This is a genomic window from Geodermatophilus saharensis (assembly GCF_900188205.1).
Classification (GTDB): domain Bacteria; phylum Actinomycetota; class Actinomycetes; order Mycobacteriales; family Geodermatophilaceae; genus Geodermatophilus; species Geodermatophilus saharensis.
Window position 1 is genome coordinate 177,845 of sequence record NZ_FZOH01000008.1, and the last position, 17,328, is coordinate 195,172.

The following is a 17,328-nucleotide window of genomic DNA, read 5'->3' on the forward strand; positions in this document are numbered from 1 at the left end:
TACAAGGGTGTCCGGGGGCCCCGGCGAGCGGGGCCCCCGGCACCGTCAGTCGCGCTCGGCGAGGGTGACCTCCAGGCCGCCCACGAGGTCGGCGCAGAGGTTGTAGATGAACGCCGCGACGGTGGCCAGCGCGGTCATGAGCACGATGTTGATCGCGCCGATGACGGCCGCCCCGCCGAAGACGATGCCCGGCGTGATGACGTCACTGCCGCCGTCGCCGCCCGAGGACGTGCCGAGTTGGCCGAACAGGTCGTTGAGGGTGTCGAAGACGCCCAGGCCGGACAGGACGCCGTAGAGGATCCCGATCGCGACCATCCAGACGAAGAAGAGCGCGATCGACAGCACCAGCGAGATCTTCAGCGCCGACCAGGTGTCGATGTGCCGCAGCTGCAGGCGGGCCCGGCGGGGACCGCGGTTGCTCCGGCCCTTCGCCGGCCGGCCGGCCGGCGGCGCCGCCTGCTGCGGAGCCTGCTGGGGTGCCGACTGCTGGGCGGCCGTCACCTGCTGGGGTGCCTGCTGCGGAGGAGCGGCCTGCTGGGGCGAGCGTGCGGCGGCCGGCGCGGCGGCTCCCGCGGGCGGGGCCACCTGGGTGGCCCCGGTCGGCGGGGGCATCGTCGCGTCGGCGGGCCGCTGCACCTGCCGGGTCTGCTGCCCCTGCGGAGCCTGCTGCGGAGCCTGCTGCGGACCCTGCGGCGCGGGCATCGCGCCGGTGACCGGCTTGGTCAGCGACGGGGCCCCGCCGGCCGGGGTCGCCCCCGACGGCACGGCCCCGGACGGGGGTCCGGACGCGACGGGCTGCTGACCGGTGCTGGGCACCGAGCCCGTCGCCGGGGCTCCGTCCGCTCCGGCTGCGCCTTCCGGGCGGACCCCGGTGCGCACCGCCTGCGGCCGGTCGCTCATGCCGTTCTCCCGTTCGCCTGCGGCCCTCGCCGCGCTCTCGCGCCCGGGAGTTCCGGCGGTGCCGGAGGCGCCCGGGCGCCGGTCGTGTCCGTCGAGGGGAGCCGGGGGCGAGGCGTGACCCGCGGCCACGCCCCGCCGTGCTCCCGGTCTCACCCTAGGCGGCGGGCTCGTCGTTGTCCGTCGTCCGGGCGATCGCCACGATCGTCACGTCCTCGGGCAAGTTCATGAGCTTGACACCCATGGTGGCCCGGTCCTTGTTGTGGCGCACGCCGTTGACCGGCGTCCGGATGACCCCGCCGCCCGAGGTGATCGCGTACAGCTCGTCACCGAGGCTCACCGACAGCGCGCCGACCAGCGCCCCCTTGCGGGCCTTGGGGTCGGCGGTGAGCACGCCCTTGCCGCCGCGGCCCTGCGGCGGGTAGTTCTCGATGCCGGTCCGCTTGGCGAAGCCGCGCTCGGTGGCGACCAGGACGTCGACGCCCTCCTCGACCACGATCATCGACAGCAGCCGGTCGCCAGGGGCCAGCGAGATGCCACGGACCCCCTCGGTGGCCCGGCCCATGGGCCGCAGCGTCGCGTCGTCGGCCTTGAACCGGATCGACATCGCCGCGCGGGTGACCAGCAGCAGGTCCTTCTCGGGGTAGATGAGCGCCGCGCCCACCAGCTCGTCGCTCTCGCGCAGGTTGATCGCGATGACGCCGCCGCTGCGCGGGCTGTCGAAGTCCGACAGCCGGGTCTTCTTCACCTGCCCGTTGGCGGTGGCCAGCACCAGGTACGGGGCGACCGAGTAGTCCTTGATCTGCATGACCTGGGCGATCCGCTCGTCGGGCTGGAACGCCAGGATGTTGGCCACGTGCGCGCCGCGGGCGGTGCGGTTGGCCTCGGGCAGCTCGTAGGCCTTGGCCCGGTAGACCCGTCCCTTGTTGGTGAAGAACAGGATCCAGTCGTGGGTGGAGCCCACGAAGAAGTGGTCGACCAGGTCGTCCTGCTTGAGGGCCGCCCCCATCACGCCCTTGCCGCCGCGGCGCTGCGACCGGTAGAGGTCGCTCTTCGTCCGCTTGGCGTAGCCGGTGCGGGTGATGGTGACGACGACCTCCTCCTCGGCGATGAGGTCCTCGACGGAGACGTCGCCCTCGTTGGCGACGAACTGCGAGCGCCGGTCGTCGCCGTACTTCTCGACGATCTCTGCCAGCTCGTCGCGGACGATCTGCCGCTGTCGGTCGGGGGAGTCCAGGATCGCCTGCAGGTCGGCGATGCGGGCCTCGATCTCGGCCAGCTCGTCCATGATCCGCTGCCGCTCGAGAGCGGCCAGCCGGCGCAGCTGCAGGTCGAGGATCGCCGTCGCCTGGACCTCGTCGACCTCGAGCAGCTCCATGAGGCCGGTGCGGGCGGTGTCGGCCGAGGGGCTGTTGCGGATGAGCGCGATGACGGCGTCGAGCTGGTCGAGGGCCTTGGCGTAGCCGCGCAGGATGTGCGCGCGCTCCTCGGCCTTGCGCAGCCGGTACCGGGTGCGCCGCTGGATGACCTCGATCTGGTGGGAGACCCACAGCCGCACCAGCTCGTCGAGCCGCAGCGTCCGCGGGACGCCGTCGACGATCGAGAGCATGTTGCAGCCGAACGACGTCTGCAGCTGGGTGTGCTTGTAGAGGTTGTTCAGCACCACCTTGGCCACGGCGTCGCGGCGCAGGGTGATGACCAGCCGCCGGCCGACACGGTCGCTGGACTCGTCGGCGATCTCGCTGATCCCCTGCAGCCGGCCCTCCTTGACCGCCTCGGCGATCGACTCGGCCAGGTTGTCCGGGTTGACCTGGTAGGGCAGCTCGGTGACGACGAGCTGCACCCGGCCCCGGGAGTCCTCCTCCACCGTGACGACGGCGCGCATCTTCACCGAGCCGCGGCCGGTGCGGTAGGCGTCCTCGATGCCGTCGCGGCCGACGATGAGGCCGTAGGTCGGGAAGTCGGGGCCCTTGATGCGCTCCATGCACGCGGTGAGCGCTTCCTCGGGCTCGGCGTCGGGGTGGTCGAGCACCCAGTAGACCGCCTCGGCGACCTCGCGCAGGTTGTGCGGCGGCATGTTGGTGGCCATGCCGACCGCGATGCCGGCCGAGCCGTTGATCAGCAGGTTGGGGATGCGCGACGGCAGGACCAGCGGCTCCTGGGTGCGGCCGTCGTAGTTGGCCTGGAAGTCGACGGTCTCCTCGTCGATCCCGGCCAGCATCTCCATGGCCAGCGGGGTCAGCCGGCACTCGGTATAGCGCATGGCGGCCGGCGGGTCGTTGCCCGGCGAGCCGAAGTTGCCCTGGCCGTCGATGAGCGGGTAGCGCATCGACCAGGGCTGGGCCAGCCGCACGAGGGCGTCGTAGATCGCCGAGTCACCGTGCGGGTGGTAGTTGCCCATGACCTCCGCGACCGGGCGGGCGCACTTGACGTAGCCGCGGTCGGGGCGGAAGCCCTGGTCGTACATGGCGAACAGCACGCGTCGGTGCACCGGCTTGAGGCCGTCGCGGACCTCCGGCAGGGCGCGGCCGACGATCACGCTCATCGCGTAGTCGATGTAGCTGCGCTGCATCTCCTGCTGGAGGTCGACCGGCTCGACGCGGTCGCGGGCGGGTGTCTCGGTCACTCTTCGGTCTCTCCGGTTCGTGCTGAGGACGTGGCCGTCAGGTGGCCCCCTCGCAGGGACCCGCGCCGAGCGGAGCGAGGCGTGGGGGGCGAGGGGGTCCTTGCTCAGACGTCGAGGAAGCGGACGTCCTTGGCGTTGCGGGTGATGAAGCTGCGGCGGGCCTCGACGTCCTCGCCCATGAGGATGCTGAACAGCTCGTCGGCGGTGGCCGCGTCGTCGAGGGTGACCTGCAGCAGCAGGCGGGTCTCGGGGTTCATGGTGGTCTCCCACAGCTCGCTGGCGTTCATCTCACCGAGCCCCTTGAACCGCTGGATCATCTCCTCGCGGACCTTGCGGCCCTCCTTCTTGCCGGCGGCCAGCAGCGCGTCGCGCTCGCGGTCGGAGTAGGCGTACTGGTCGCCCCACTTGCCGCCCCACTTGATCTTGTACAGCGGCGGCTGCGCCAGGTAGACGTGGCCGGCCTCGACCAGCGGCCGCATGAAGCGGAACAGCAGGGTGAGCAGCAGCGTGCGGATGTGCTGGCCGTCGACGTCGGCGTCGGCCATCAGGACGATCTTGTGGTACCGCAGCTTCGACAGGTCGAACTCGTCGTGGATGCCGGTGCCGAAGGCGGTGATCATCGACTGGACCTCGGTGTTCTTGAGCACCCGGTCGATGCGCGCCTTCTCGACGTTGATGATCTTGCCGCGGATGGGCAGGATCGCCTGGAACATCGAGTCGCGGCCGGACTTCGCCGAACCGCCGGCGGAGTCGCCCTCGACGATGTAGACCTCGGAGTTGCGGGGGTCGGTCGACCGGCAGTCGGCCAGCTTGCCCGGCAGCGAGTTGTTGCTCAGCAGGTTCTTGCGGGCCAGCTTGCGGGCGTCCTGCGCGGCGCGCCGCGCCCGCGCGGCCGAGGCGGCCTTGGTGATGATCGTCTTGGCCTCGGCCGGGTTGGCCTCGAACCAGTGCGAGATCTGCTCGTTGCAGATGCGCTGCACGAAGCCCTTGACCTCGGTGTTGCCGAGCTTGGTCTTCGTCTGGCCCTCGAACTGCGGGTCGCCGATCTTGACCGAGACGATCGCGGCCAGGCCCTCGCGGATGTCCTCGCCGGTGAGCTTGTCCTCCGGCTTGTCCTTGAGGATCTTCTTCTCGACGGCGTACCGGTTGACGATCGAGGTCAGCGCGGTGCGGAAGCCCTCCTCGTGGGTGCCGCCCTCGTGCGTGTTGATCGTGTTGGCGAAGGAGTAGACCGACTCCGAGTAGGCGTCGGACCACTGCATCGCCACCTCGACGCTCATCCGCATGTCGTTCTTGCCGACGCCCTCGGCGCCGAAGCCGACGATCGAGCGGTGGATCGGGGTCTTCTTCGCGTTGATGTGGCGGACGTAGTCCTCGAGGCCGCCGTCGTAGCGGTAGGTGACCTCGGTGGGCTCGAAGGCGGCGTCCTCGGTGCCCGGGGCCGTGGCCTCGACCGACACCGACTTCTCGTCACCCAGGCCGGTCTCGGCCTTGCCGTGCCCGGGGCGCTCGTCGCGCAGGACGATGGTCAGGCCCTTGTTGAGGAAGGCCATCTCCTGCAGCCGACGGCTGATGGTGTCGAACGAGTAGCTCGTCGTCTCGAAGATGTCGCCGTCGGCCCAGAAGGTGATCTGGGTGCCACGCTTGGTGGTCGGGCCGACCTCCTCCAGCGGACCGGGCTTGGCCAGGGCGTAGGACTGGTGCCACTCCCGGCCGTCGCGCCAGATGCGCACGTCGAGGGCGGTGGACAGCGCGTTGACGACGGTGACGCCGACGCCGTGCAGACCGCCGGAGACGGCGTAGCTCTTGCCGTCGAACTTGCCGCCGGCGTGCAGCACGGTCATGACGACCTCGACGGTCGGCCGCTTCTCGCGCGGGTGCAGGTCGACCGGGATGCCACGGCCGTTGTCCTCGACCCGGACGCCGCCGTCGGCGAGCAGGGTGACGCGGACGGTGTCGCAGAAGCCGGCCAGCGCCTCGTCGACGGAGTTGTCGACGACCTCCCACACCATGTGGTGCAGGCCGCGCTCACCGGTGGAGCCGATGTACATGCCGGGCCGCTTGCGGACCGCCTCGAGCCCCTCGAGGACGGTGATGGAGCTGCCGGAGTAGCTGTTCTCAGTCTGGGTCCGAGCGACCACGTGGGGCCCTTCTGTCGCGCAGCCGGCGCGCGGGCACCTCCGCACGGGAGGGCTCCGAGGGCGCACAGCGCCACTCAGCCGGATGCTGGGGATTCCTGCCGTCCATGTTACCGGGTCCACCGACAGGAACGGCGCCACGCACGCCCTGACGTCCCGTCTGCGCCACTCGCGGCGCCGCTCGCACCACCGGTGTTGCCCCCGAGGCCGACACGCCCGCCCAGGGGCGCTGGACGGCCGGAACCGATCCGGCCGTCGGGCACCGGTCCGCGGTGACTCGCAGACTCGTCGACGTGCAGCCCGCCCCGCGTGACCTGACCTGTCTGGTCACGGGCGCCACCGGCTACGTCGGCGGCCGCCTCGTGCCCGAGCTCCTCGCCGCCGGCCACCGCGTGCGGGTGCTGACCCGCTCGCCGGGCAAGCTCCGGGACCGGCCCTGGATCCGGGACGTCGAGGTCGTCGAGGGCGACGCCGCCGACGACGACGCGGTGGTCCGCGCGTGCACCGGCGCCGACGTCGTCTACTACCTGGTCCACTCCCTCGCCGTCGGCCGCGCGTTCGAGGAGCGTGACCGGCGGACCGCCGAGGTGGTGGCCCGCGCCGTCCGCGGGGCCGGCGTCGGCCGGCTGGTGTACCTCGGCGGTCTCGAGCCGCCGGACGAGGAGCTCTCCCCGCACCTGCGCTCCCGCGCCGAGATGGCCCGCGTGCTGCTCGGCTCGGGCGTGCCCACGGTGGTGCTGCGCGCGGCGATCGTGCTGGGCTCGGGCTCGGCGTCGTTCGAGATGCTGCGACACCTCACCGAGCGGCTGCCGGTCATGGTCACCCCGCGGTGGGTGCACAGCCGCATCCAGCCCATCGCCATCCGCGACGTGCTGCGCTACCTGGTCGGCTGCGCCACGCTGCCGCCGGACGTGCACCGCTGCTTCGACATCGGCGGGCCCGACGTCATGGACTACGCGCAGATGATGCAGCGCTACGCCGAGGTCACCGGGCTGCCGCGGCGGCGGATCCTGCCGGTGCCGGCCCTCACGCCGTCGCTGTCGAGCCACTGGGTCGGCCTCATCACGCCGGTGCCGGCGTCGATCGCCCGGCCGCTGGTGGAGTCGCTGCGCAACACCGTCGTCGCCTCCGAGCACGACATCGCGCGGTACGTGCCCGACCCGCCCGAGGGCCTGCTGGGCTTCGACGACGCGGTGCGGCTGGCCGTGCAGCGGGTGCGCGACCACGCCGTCGTCACCCGGTGGACCGGCGCCTCGGTGCCCGGGGCGCCGTCGGACCCGCTGCCCAGCGACCCCGACTGGGCCGGCGGCAGCCTCCACCTCGACGAGCGGACCCGGGACACCGACGCCCCGCCCGGGGCGCTGTGGCGGGTGGTCGAGGGCATCGGCGGGGAGACCGGCTGGTACAGCTTCCCGCTGGCCTGGGAGGTGCGCGGCTGGCTGGACCGGGCGGTGGGCGGCGTGGGCCTGCGCCGCGGGCGCCGCCACCCCAGCGACCTCGACGTCGGCGACGCGCTGGACTGGTGGCGGGTGGAGGAGCTGGAGGAGGGCCGGCTGCTGCGGCTGCGCGCCGAGATGCGCCTGCCGGGCCTGGCCTGGCTGGAGTTCCACGTGGAACGTGCCGAGGACGGGCGCACCCGGCTGCGGCAGAAGGCGACCTTCCACCCCCACGGCCTGCTCGGCCACCTCTACTGGTGGAGCATCTCGCCGTTCCACGGCATCGTGTTCGGGAGCATGGTCCGCAACCTGTGCAGGGCCGCGGAGGCCCTCGACGAGCCCGGGGCGACGACGACCCGGGCCGCCTGACCCCGTCCAGGCTCACCGGGACGCGTCCTGGCTCACCGCCGACCGCGAGCCAGGACGCAGCACGATCAGCTCACCTGGTCCTGCACGGACTCACACCAGGAGCTGGGCGGAGGCGAGCTCGCGGTAGAGCGGGCTGGTCTCCACCAGCTCGTCGTGGGTGCCGCGCGCGACGACGCGGCCGCCGTCGAGCACCACGATCTGGTCGCTGTCGAGCACGGTCGACAGCCGGTGGGCCACGACCAGCAGCGCCCGGTCGGCGGCCGCGGCCGAGAGCGTCTCGCGCAGCAGCCCCTCGTTGCGCGCGTCGAGGCTGGCGGTCGGCTCGTCGAGCAGCAGCAGCGCCGGGCGGGCCAGCAGCGACCGGGCGATGGCCAGCCGCTGCCGCTCGCCGCCGGACAGCAGCACGCCCTCGTCGCCGACCGGCACGTCCAGCCCGCGCGGGGAGCGCTGCACCACGCCCGTCAGGCCGACGTCGGCGAGCACCGCCCACAGCTCGTCGTCGGCGGCACCGGGCGCGGCCAGCAGCAGGTTCTCCCGCACCGTGCCGGCCAGCACCGGCGCCTCCTGCTCGACGTAGCCCAGCTGCGCGCGCAGTGCCGCCCGCGGCAGCTCCCTGACGTCGGTGCCGGCCCACCGGATGGTGCCGCCGGTCAGCGGGTAGAAGCCCTCCACCAGCGCCAGCACCGTCGACTTACCGGCACCCGAGGGACCGACCAGCGCCACCCGGCTGCCCGCCGGCACGGTGAGGGAGACCCCGTCGAGCACCCGCGTGCCGTCGGGGTAGGTGAACGAGACGCCGTCGAGCTCGAGCAGCGGGACCCCGGCCGCCGGCACCCGGGGCGCCGTCGTCACCGCGCCGCCGGCCTCGGGGACGTCGTCGCGCTCGGGCTCGAGGACGAGCACCTCCTGGATGCGGGCCAGCGCCCCCAGCCCGGTCTGCAGCTGCGTCCACGCCGAGACCGCCTGACCCAGCGGCATGACCAGCAGGAACAGGTAGAGGATGAACGCCACCAGGTCGGCGACGGCGATCGAGCCGGTGGCCACCCGGTAGCCGCCCAGCCCCAGCACGGCGAGGAACGCGCCCTGGACGGCGATCGAGCCCGCCGGCTGTACCAGCGCCTCCACCCGGGCCACCGCCACGCCGGCGCGGTAGGCCCGCCGCGCGCTGACCCCGACGGCGTCGACCTCCCGCGCGGTCGCACCGCTGGCGCGGATGGTGCGCACCGCCGACAGCGCGCGCTCCACGGCCGCCGTCATCGCGCCCACCTCGTCCTGCGCCCGGCGCGACAGCGTGCGCACCCGCCGGCTGCTGGCCACCACGACGGTCATGCCGACGGCGACGGCGGTGACGGTCACCAGCAGCAGCCAGACGTCGACCAGCGCCATCGCCACCAGCGCGCCGACGGCGACCACCGCGGAACCGGCCACCTCGATGACACCGGAGGTGACCGTGGCGCGCAGCAGCGTGGTGTCGGCCCCGACCCGGGACATCAGGTCGCCGGTGCGGCGGCGGTCGTACTCGGCCACCGGCAGCCGCAGCAGCCGGTCGGCGACCGTCCGGCGGGTGGAGAGGACGACGCCCTCCCCGGTGCGCTGCAGCAGGTAGGACTGGAACGCGTTGAGCACCGCGCCGGCGACGAGCACCAGCAGGAGCAGCGAGACGGCGGGCAGCAGCGGCTCGCCCGCGCCGACGGCGGCGATCACCCGGCCGGTGAGGGCGGGCTGGGCCAGCGCCGCCGCCGCGCCCAGCAGGGACAACCCCGCGGCCAGCAGCAGCGGCCGGCGGTGCGGGCGGACCAGCGGCAGCAGCTCGCGCAGCCCCGCGGCCGGCGCCTGCTCGGCGGTGGTCCCGGGAGCGGTCACGACAGGCGTCAGAACACGCCGGCGAGCGCGGCCACCATCGCGCCCAGCAGCCGGGCGTGGTGCTCGATCAGCTCGGGACGGTGGCCGTCGGGGCGGACGGCGGCGAGGTGGCCGGCCGCGGTCCAGAACTCGTCACCGTCGTCGCTGCCCATCAGCAGGCCGCGCACCGTGGCGTCCTCCACCAGCCGGCGCACCCCCGGACCGTCCTCCGCGGCCAGCAGCACCCACCGGGCGTCGAACTCGGGGTCGCCGCTGGGCACGTGCAGCAGGCCGCCGGTGCGGTGCCGCCAGAAGCGGGCCGGCGACAGGCGCAGCGGGGGCAGCGGCAGCAGCACCGGCGCCGCGGTGACCGCGTACTCGGGCACCGTCGACCGCTTGTCGACGAAGACGACGTCGAACGCGACGAGCTCGAGGGTGCCGGCGCGGCCGCGCACCACCCCGGCCGGCCGGTGGTCCTTGGTCGCCCGCACCGGGGCGGTGGCCACGAGCTCGGCGAGGACGGCGTCCTGCGGAGCGGTGCCGTCGGAGATCTCCCAGCCCTGCTGCAGCGCCCAGCCCTGCACGCCGACGGGGTCGCCCTGGTAGCGGAACACCTGCTCGACGACGCCGGGGGTGCGCGGGCGGCGCGCGGGCAGGGCCCAGGTGACCGGTCCGGGGCCGGCGCCGGCCGGCTCCCGCCCGCGGTCGCCCTCCTGGCCGTCGCGGTCGCCGTCACCGAGGTGGGCCGGCTCCTGCCAGCCGTCGCGGTCGCGGGGGTCGTCGTCGTGCGGCCGGTCGTCGCGCGGGCTGCTCATCGGGGCACCGTCCTCATCCGTACGTGTCGCGGGGGCCCCGTCCGCGGACCGACCGCGGGCCCTTCTTCCAGCTCGGGGCCGTCGGTCCGACAACGCGCAACCGGGTCACCACGTCCCCGCCGACCGAGGCGCGCAGCCGGGCCAGGATCGTGGGGGCGAGCAGCCGCAGCTGGGTGGCCCACGCCGTGGACTCGGCGACGACGAGCAGCTCGCCCTCGGTGAGGGTCTCGGGCCGGCAGTGCGCCGCGATGTCGGGGCCGACCAGCGCCGACCAGCGGCCGAACACCGCGCCGACGCGGGTGTTCTCGGTCCAGTCCTGGGCGCTGACCAGCGAGTCGACCAGCCGGGCCAGCGGCTGCGGGTCGTCGTCGCCCGGGCGCGGGCCGGTCCAGTTCCGCCGCGGGCCGGCCACCCGGCGGCGGGTGGGTGCCGGCCGGGCCGCCGAGGCCGCGCGGGCCGCCTCCAGCGCGGCGCGGGCGATGTCGCTGGGCCGGGCGGGCCGCTCGTCGCTCACTCAGGTCCCCTCCTCGTCGGCCACCAGGACGGCCGTGCCCGCGCCGACCTCCACCCGCGCGTCGCGCAGCTCCTCGGGCACGTCGTCGAGGACGGCGGCGGTGATGAGGGTCTGCTCGGCGGAGCGGGCGACGTCGGCCAGGGCCGCCCGCCGGCCGGCGTCGAGGGTGGCGAAGACGTCGTCGAGGACGAGCACCGGCTCCTCGCCGTCGGCGCGCAGCAGCGCGAAGCAGCCGAGCTTGAGGGCCAGCGCCAGCGACCACGACTCGCCGTGGCTGGCGAACCCCTTGGCCGGCGCGGGCCCCAGGTGCAGCACGAGGTCGTCGCGGTGGGGGCCGACCAGCGTCATGCCCCGGTCGACCTCCTCGCGGCGCCGCTCGGCGATCCGCTCGCGCAGCGCCGCCGACAGCTCGGCCGCCCGCGCCGTCGGCTCCCCGGCGACCAGCGGGGCGCCGTCCCCGGCCAGCGGCACGGTGCTCGCGTAGCCGAGGCCGGCGGCCGCGGCACCGGGCCCGGCGACGGCGGCGTAGGACCGGGCGACGTGCGGGGCCAGGTCGGCGACCAGCGCCAGGCGGGCGGCCAGCAGCTGCCCGCCGAGCTCGACGAGGTGGGTGTCCCAGACGTCGAGCGTGGCCAGGGCGTCGCCGCGCGCCAGCCGCGCGGTCTTGAGCAGGGCGTTGCGCTGCCGCAGCACCCGGTCGTAGTCGCTGCGCACCCCGGCCAGCCGGGGCGTGCGGCTGACCAGCAGGTCGTCGAGGAACCGCCGCCGCTCGGCCGGGTCGCCGCGGACCAGCGCGAGGTCCTCGGGCGCGAACAGCACGCTCTTCACCAGGCCGAGCAGCTCGCGCGGCCGCGGCAGCGCGGAGCGGTTGACCCGGACGCGGTTGGCCCGGCCCGGGTTGACCTCGACCTCCACCAGCAGTTCCCGGTCCTCGCGGCGCAGCGCCGCCCGGACCACCGCCTGGGCCGCGCCGTGCCGCACCAGGGGCGCGTCGCCGGACACCCGGTGGCTGCCCAGGGTCGCGAGGTACCCGACCGCCTCGACGAGGTTGGTCTTGCCCTCGCCGTTGCGGCCGACGAACACGGTGGGACCGGGCCGCAGGGCGAGGTCGACCTTCTCCCAGCTGCGGAAGTCGACGAGCTGGAGGTGCCGGACGTACACCTCAGCCCCCCGGTGGTGAGGTCCTGGAACGGCCGCCCTCCAGGGGCCCGCGCCGAGCGTGCGAGGCGTGGGGGGGAGGGTGGTCCTTCGTCACGCCGGGCGCTCGACCTCCTGCGCCTGCACCGCGTGGACGGCGTGCCCGCCGAACTGCTGGCGCAGCGCGGCGACGGCCTTCATGGTCGGCGAGTCCTCCTGGCGGGAGACGAACCGCGCGAACAGCGACGCGGCGATCGTCGGCATGGGGACGGCGTGGTCGATGGCCTCCTGCACCGTCCAGCGGCCCTCGCCGGAGTCGTCGGCGTAGCCACGGATCTTCTCCAGGGACGGGTCCTCCTGCAGCGCGCGCACCAGCAGGTCCAGCAGCCAGGAGCGGATCACGGTGCCCTGCGTCCACGAGGCGACGACGCCGGGGACGTCCTCGATCAGGTCGACGGCGGCCAGCAGCTCGTAGCCCTCGCCGTAGGCCTGCATGAGCGCGTACTCGATGCCGTTGTGGACCATCTTCGCGTAGTGGCCGGCGCCCACCGGGCCGGCGTGCACGAAGCCCGCGCCGGGCATGGCCTGGCCCGACTCGTCGGTCGGCTCCGGCGGCCGCAGCGCGTCGAAGACGGGCTGGACCTTCGCGACGTCGTCCTTCGCACCGCCGACCATCAGCGCGTAGCCGTTCTCCAGGCCCCACACCCCGCCGGAGACGCCGCAGTCGAGGTAGCCGACGCCCTTCTCGCCGAGCATCTGGGCGTGCACCTTGTCGTCGGTGAACTTCGAGTTCCCGCCGTCGACGACGACGTCACCGGGCTCGAGCAGCTCACCGAGCTGGCGCACCGTCTCCCGGGTCGGCTCGCCCGCCGGCACCATGACCCACACCACCCGCGGGGCCGACAGCGCGCCGACGAGCGCCTCGAGGCTGTCGACGTCGCGCTTCTCCGGGTGGTGGTCGAAGCCGACCACCTCGTGACCCGCGCGGCGCAGCCGCGTGGCCATGTTGCCGCCCATCTTGCCCAGCCCGATCAGCCCCAGCTGCACGGCTCCGTCCTTCCCTCGCAGGTCGTCATGGCGCGGGCGCACGCGACGGTGCGGTGCCCGCGGGGTGTGCGGTGCCCTCGTCGGCTGCCGGGGACACCTCCCGCCGCCGTCACCCGGGCAGGCGCACCGGCATGATCAGGTAGCGGTAGCTGCCGGGCCGCTCGGCCGGGCGGCCGCCGTCGGCGTCGTCGGCGGCCGGCTCCTCCACACCCGAGAGCACGGCCGGCTTGAGCGGGCTGGTGAAGTCCATCCGCGCCCGGCCGGTGTGCACGGCGGCCAGACCGTCGAGCAGGAACGTCGGGTTGAAGCCGATGGTCAGCGGGTCGCCGTCGAACTCGACGTCGCAGCGCTCCTCGGCCTGCCCCTCGTCGTCGCTGCCGCCGGCGCGCAGGGTGACCTGGCCCGGGGTGAACTCGCAACGCAGGGGCGTGCCCCGCTCGGCGACCAGCGCCACGCGCTTGGCGGCGTCGGTGAACTGCACGACCGGCAGGGTCGCGCTCGCGCTGGACTCCGACGGCATGATCGCGCGGTACTTGACGAACTCGGCGTCGAGCAGCCGGGTGGTGGTCTGCCGGTCCTTGCCCGACAGGCCCAGGATGCCCTCGCCCGAGCCCCCCGACGACAGCGAGACGGTGATCTCCGGGCCGCTGGTCAGCGTGCGCGCGGCGTCGGCCAGCGTGCGCGCCGGCACCAGCACCGCGGCCGAGATCCCCGGCGTCTCCGGCCGCCAGGCGAACTCGCGCACCGCCAGCCGGTAGCGGTCGGTGGCCGCCAGCGTCACCCGGTCGTCCTCGATCTCCAGCCGCACACCGGTGAGCATGGGCAGGGTGTCGTCGCGCCCGGCGGCGACGGCGACCTGGCCGACCGCCTCGGCGAAGACGTCGCTGTCGACGACGCCGGCCGACGACGGCATGGCCGGCAGCGACGGGTAGTCCTCCACCGGCAGCGTCGGCAGGCTGAACCGCGCGTTGCCGCAGGTGATCGACAGCCGGGGGCCCTCGGCGCGGATGTCGACCGGGTGCGGCGGCAGCGCCCGGGTGATCTCGGCCAGCAGCCGGCCCGGGACGAGCACCCGCCCGCTCTCGGCGGCCTGCACGTCGACCTCCGCACGGGCGGAGACCTCGTAGTCGAAGCCGGACACCGACAGCTGGCTGCCGTCGACCTCGAGCAGGATGCCGGCCAGCACCGGCACGGACGGGCGCGGCGGCAGGCTGCGCGCCGTCCACGCGACGGCATCGGCGAGCACCTCGCGTGTCACCCGGAACTCCATGACCGACCCACCCCAGCTCTGCACGGCCCACTGCTGTCGTCTGCGCACCCGCGGTCCCCGGCGTCCGTGCGGACCGGGGGTGGTGCTCTCTCGCCTGTTGCGGAGCTCATCGTGCCCGTCGGGGACGACAGGGGGGAAGCCGGGACCCGATCAGGCGTTCCCTCCCGTCCCTCCAGCCTGCTCCTCTCCCGTGCCGTCGTCGTCCCCGCTGCTGGTCTCCCGGGCCCCCGGGCCGGAGCGTCCCCAGCCCTACTGGGGTTCAAGGACTCCCCGAGATACATCCCTCATCTCCGTCATCACTGGTGTGGAAGCTGGGGATCGACGCCCTTCGTGCAGGTCAGCGCCCGAGTCGACATGTTGGCCCGGTGTGGGCAACCGGCGTCCCGCTGTTGTCGACACGTGGACATCTCGACGGCCGTGCACAGCGACCCCCCGTCGTCCACGGGCTGTCCCCGGTCCTCCCCCGGGATGTCCCCAGTCCGTGCCCACCTCACGTCGGGTGGCCGCTCCCGGCCGCCGCCGGGCGTGCCCGGCACCCCGCCCGGGGGTGGGGACGACGGCGCCGCGAGGGCGCGGACGCGCAGGTCGGCGCCGTGTCCCGGCTGGGTTCACACGCTGGGGAGTGACCTGGGGACGACGCGGCGTGAGGCCGCCCGACCGGCACCCGCGGTCACACCCCGATCACGATCTCCCCAGGGTGTGCACATCCCTGGGGACAACTCCTCGACGTGTCGACAGCCGCGACGCCGGTGACCGGCCGGGAAACCGCGCTGTGCCGCGGCACGGGGACCCGTCCACACCGCTGTCGGCTTGTGGACAGCCGACGGCCGCCGTCCACCGCTGGGCACGCGGGGGACGACGGCCGGGGGACGACGGCCGGGGACGACGGCGGGGCGGGTGCGGGGCGGGTGCGGGGCGCCGTCGCTACTGGCGGGCGCGGCTCTTGATGCGGGCGGTGAGCTCGGTGACCTGGGTGTACGTCGCCCGGCGCTCGCTCATCAGGTTGGTGATCTTCTTGACGGCGTGCATGACCGTGGTGTGGTCCTTGCCGCCGAAGGAGGCACCGATGCGCGGCAGCGACAGCTCGGTCAGCTCCCGGCACAGGTACATCGCGATCTGGCGGGCGTTGACCAGCGTGCGGCTGCGGTTGGAGCCCTGCAGCTCCTCCATCGTCACGGAGAAGTACTCCGCGGTCGCCGCCATGATGATCGCCGCGGTGATCTGCGGGCCCTGCTCGTCGCTGATGAGGTCCTTGAGCACGAGCTCGGCCAGCGGCAGGTCGACCTGCTGCTTGTTGAGGCTGGCGAAGGCGGTCACCCGGATGAGGGCGCCCTCGAGCTCGCGGATGTTGGTCTGCACCTTGCTGGCGATGAACTCCAGCACCGGGTCGGGCACCTGCAGCCGCTCGCCGTAGGCCTTCTTGCGGAGGATCGCGATGCGGGTCTCCAGGTCCGGGGCCTGGACGTCGGTGATCAGCCCCCACTCGAACCGCGTGCGCAGCCGGTCCTCCAGCGTCGTCAGCTTCTTCGGCGCCCGGTCGGAGGTGATGACGATCTGCTTGCTGGCGTTGTGGAGCGTGTTGAACGTGTGGAAGAACTCCTCCTGCGTCCGCTCGGCGCGCTCCAGGAACTGGATGTCGTCGATGAGCAGGAAGTCGATGTCCCGGTAGCGGCGGCGGAAGTCCTCGGCCCGCCCGGAGTGCACCAGGTTGATGAACTCGTTGGTGAACTCCTCGGTGCTGACGTAGCGCACCCGCACGTTGGGGAACATCCGCGCCGCGTAGTGGCCGATGGCGTGCAGCAGGTGGGTCTTGCCCAGCCCGGAGTCGCCGTAGACGAACAGCGGGTTGTAGGCCCGCGCCGGGGCCTCGGCGACGGCCACCGCCGCGGCGTGGGCGAACCGGTTGCTGTTGCCGATGACGAAACTGTCGAAGACGTACTTGGGGTTGAGCCCCGGGTCCTGACCGACCGGCGGGCGGCGGTCACCGAACAGCGGCACCGCCCCGCCGCCGCGGGTCCCCGGGCGCCGCGGGGCCGCATCCGCCTCGTCGGGTGCGGTGTCCGCGCCGTCGTCGCCGAGGTCGAAGGGCAGCACCTCGGCACCCTCGCCGGGGCGCACGCCCCGGCGCCGGCCGGAGCCGCGCGGGCGGACCGCCGGGCTCCAGTCGCTGCCACCCCACTCCCCCGCGCCGTCGGCCGGCTCCCCGCCGGGTGCGGCGACCGGCGGGTACGGCTCGAAGGGCGCCTCGGTCGGGGGACGGCCGTCGGCCCGCGCCGGCTCGTAGCGGCCGCCGTAGGGGTCCCCGGCCCGGGGGGCGCCGTAGGGCTCGTCGCCGTACCGGTCGCCGTCGCGCCCGCCGCGCGGGGCGTCGGCGGGGTCGAAGGCGGCGCCGTCGAACGGGGAGCGGTCCAGCGGGCGGGCGTCGCTGCGCACCCCGAAGGCGCTGCGGCCGTCGTCCTCGCGCTCGCGGTCCTCGTCGGTGAGCTCGTCGGCCGGCGGCGTCCACGGCCGGCGGGTGGGGACCGGCGGCTCCTGGCCGGCGTCGGCCGGGCTGTCCTCCAGCTGGATCGCGACGCCGATGTCGCGGCCGAGCTGCTCGGACAGCGCCTCGGCCAGCACCCGGCGCATGCGGGACTCGAGCACGGTCTGGGTGAACTCGTTGGGGGCGGCGAGCACCGCGGTGCCCCCCACCAGGCCCACCGGCCGGGTGAGGTTGAGCATCGCGTTCTGCTGCCGGGTCAGGCTGGTCGACAGCCGTCCGCGGACCGAGTCCCAGACCTCCGCCAGGTCCACCGTGGCATCGGCCATGACCGTGTCCTCCCCAAGCTGTTCTCGTCCCCGGCACCGACCTCCGCGTGCCCCCGGGTCCCGGCGCCGCGGCTGCCCGGTTGTGGACATCCGGACACACGGGTTCCACACGAGTGTCCACAGGCTGTGCACGACCGGCGACACGGCGCCTTGTCGACTCGCTGGTGCGGGTCGGTCCCGGCGTCGTCGCTGGTCGGGAGGGAGGTCGGGAGACGGCTCGGGGTGGACGGCGGGCGGTCGACCGGATGGTCGGCTCGCGGACCGGACAGGGCTGCCCGGTCCAGAGCGGGGGCGACGCTAACAGCCCCGTCCACAGCCCGGCAACGACGCCGGGGTGCCCGTGGGGCGCGCGGTGCGCGTGTCGTTCGGCGTGTCGTCCCCCGACCGTCGGCGCGCCGACACCATCCGTCCGCCCGGCCGGTGCAGCCT

At 74.1% G+C, this 17,328-nt stretch carries 11 protein-coding genes; 1 reads left to right on the forward strand and 10 read right to left on the reverse strand.

All coding sequences use genetic code 11. The annotated features are described in order from the left end of the window. Window positions 1-45 precede the first annotated feature (45 nt). From CHC04_RS18700 to gyrB, 3 genes are all read right to left on the reverse strand, one after another. Window positions 46-765: a DUF3566 domain-containing protein gene (locus tag CHC04_RS18700; protein ID WP_245817445.1), complete on the reverse strand. Its 720-nt coding sequence runs from the start codon at window positions 763-765 to the stop codon at window positions 46-48. A 289-nt stretch (window positions 766-1,054) separates the two neighbouring features. Continuing rightward, window positions 1,055-3,523 (reverse strand): DNA gyrase subunit A, encoded by a 2,469-nt coding sequence (gene gyrA, locus CHC04_RS18705; RefSeq protein ID WP_089405448.1) that lies wholly within the window; start codon window positions 3,521-3,523, stop codon window positions 1,055-1,057. Window positions 3,524-3,627: 104 nt separating this feature from the next. Next, window positions 3,628-5,664, reverse strand: coding sequence for a DNA topoisomerase (ATP-hydrolyzing) subunit B (gyrB, locus tag CHC04_RS18710; protein ID WP_217897446.1), 2,037 nt, complete (start codon window positions 5,662-5,664; stop codon window positions 3,628-3,630). Between the two features lie 290 nt (window positions 5,665-5,954). On the opposite strand from gyrB, the gene CHC04_RS18715 reads away from it, so the two are divergent. Further along, window positions 5,955-7,466, forward strand: a complete 1,512-nt coding sequence (locus tag CHC04_RS18715) for an SDR family oxidoreductase (protein WP_217897447.1) — start codon at window positions 5,955-5,957, stop codon at window positions 7,464-7,466. Between the two features lie 90 nt (window positions 7,467-7,556). Here CHC04_RS18715 and CHC04_RS18720 read toward each other — a convergent pair whose 3' ends face one another. The 7 genes from CHC04_RS18720 to dnaA all read right to left on the reverse strand — a co-directional run bounded on the left by CHC04_RS18720 (window position 7,557) and on the right by dnaA (window position 16,899). Further along, on the reverse strand, window positions 7,557-9,329 hold the full coding sequence (locus CHC04_RS18720; RefSeq protein ID WP_217897448.1) for an ABC transporter ATP-binding protein: 1,773 nt from the start codon (window positions 9,327-9,329) through the stop codon (window positions 7,557-7,559). An 8-nt stretch (window positions 9,330-9,337) separates the two neighbouring features. After that, on the reverse strand, window positions 9,338-10,123 hold the full coding sequence (locus CHC04_RS18725; protein WP_089405450.1) for a hypothetical protein: 786 nt from the start codon (window positions 10,121-10,123) through the stop codon (window positions 9,338-9,340). Window positions 10,124-10,136: 13 nt separating this feature from the next. Then, complete coding sequence (locus CHC04_RS18730; RefSeq protein ID WP_089405451.1) at window positions 10,137-10,637, reverse strand: DciA family protein; 501 nt, start codon at window positions 10,635-10,637, stop codon at window positions 10,137-10,139. Continuing rightward, window positions 10,638-11,798, reverse strand: a complete 1,161-nt coding sequence (recF, locus tag CHC04_RS18735; protein WP_089405452.1) for a DNA replication/repair protein RecF — start codon at window positions 11,796-11,798, stop codon at window positions 10,638-10,640. Between the two features lie 90 nt (window positions 11,799-11,888). Then, window positions 11,889-12,821 carry a phosphogluconate dehydrogenase (NAD(+)-dependent, decarboxylating) gene (gene gnd, locus CHC04_RS18740; RefSeq protein ID WP_089405453.1) on the reverse strand — a complete coding sequence of 311 codons (933 nt, stop codon included), beginning with the start codon at window positions 12,819-12,821 and terminating at the stop codon, window positions 11,889-11,891. Window positions 12,822-12,930: 109 nt separating this feature from the next. Then, complete coding sequence (gene dnaN, locus CHC04_RS18745) at window positions 12,931-14,115, reverse strand: DNA polymerase III subunit beta (RefSeq protein ID WP_245817447.1); 1,185 nt, start codon at window positions 14,113-14,115, stop codon at window positions 12,931-12,933. A 900-nt stretch (window positions 14,116-15,015) separates the two neighbouring features. Next, on the reverse strand, window positions 15,016-16,899 hold the full coding sequence (gene dnaA / locus CHC04_RS18750) for a chromosomal replication initiator protein DnaA (protein WP_089405455.1): 1,884 nt from the start codon (window positions 16,897-16,899) through the stop codon (window positions 15,016-15,018). Window positions 16,900-17,328 lie beyond the last annotated feature (429 nt).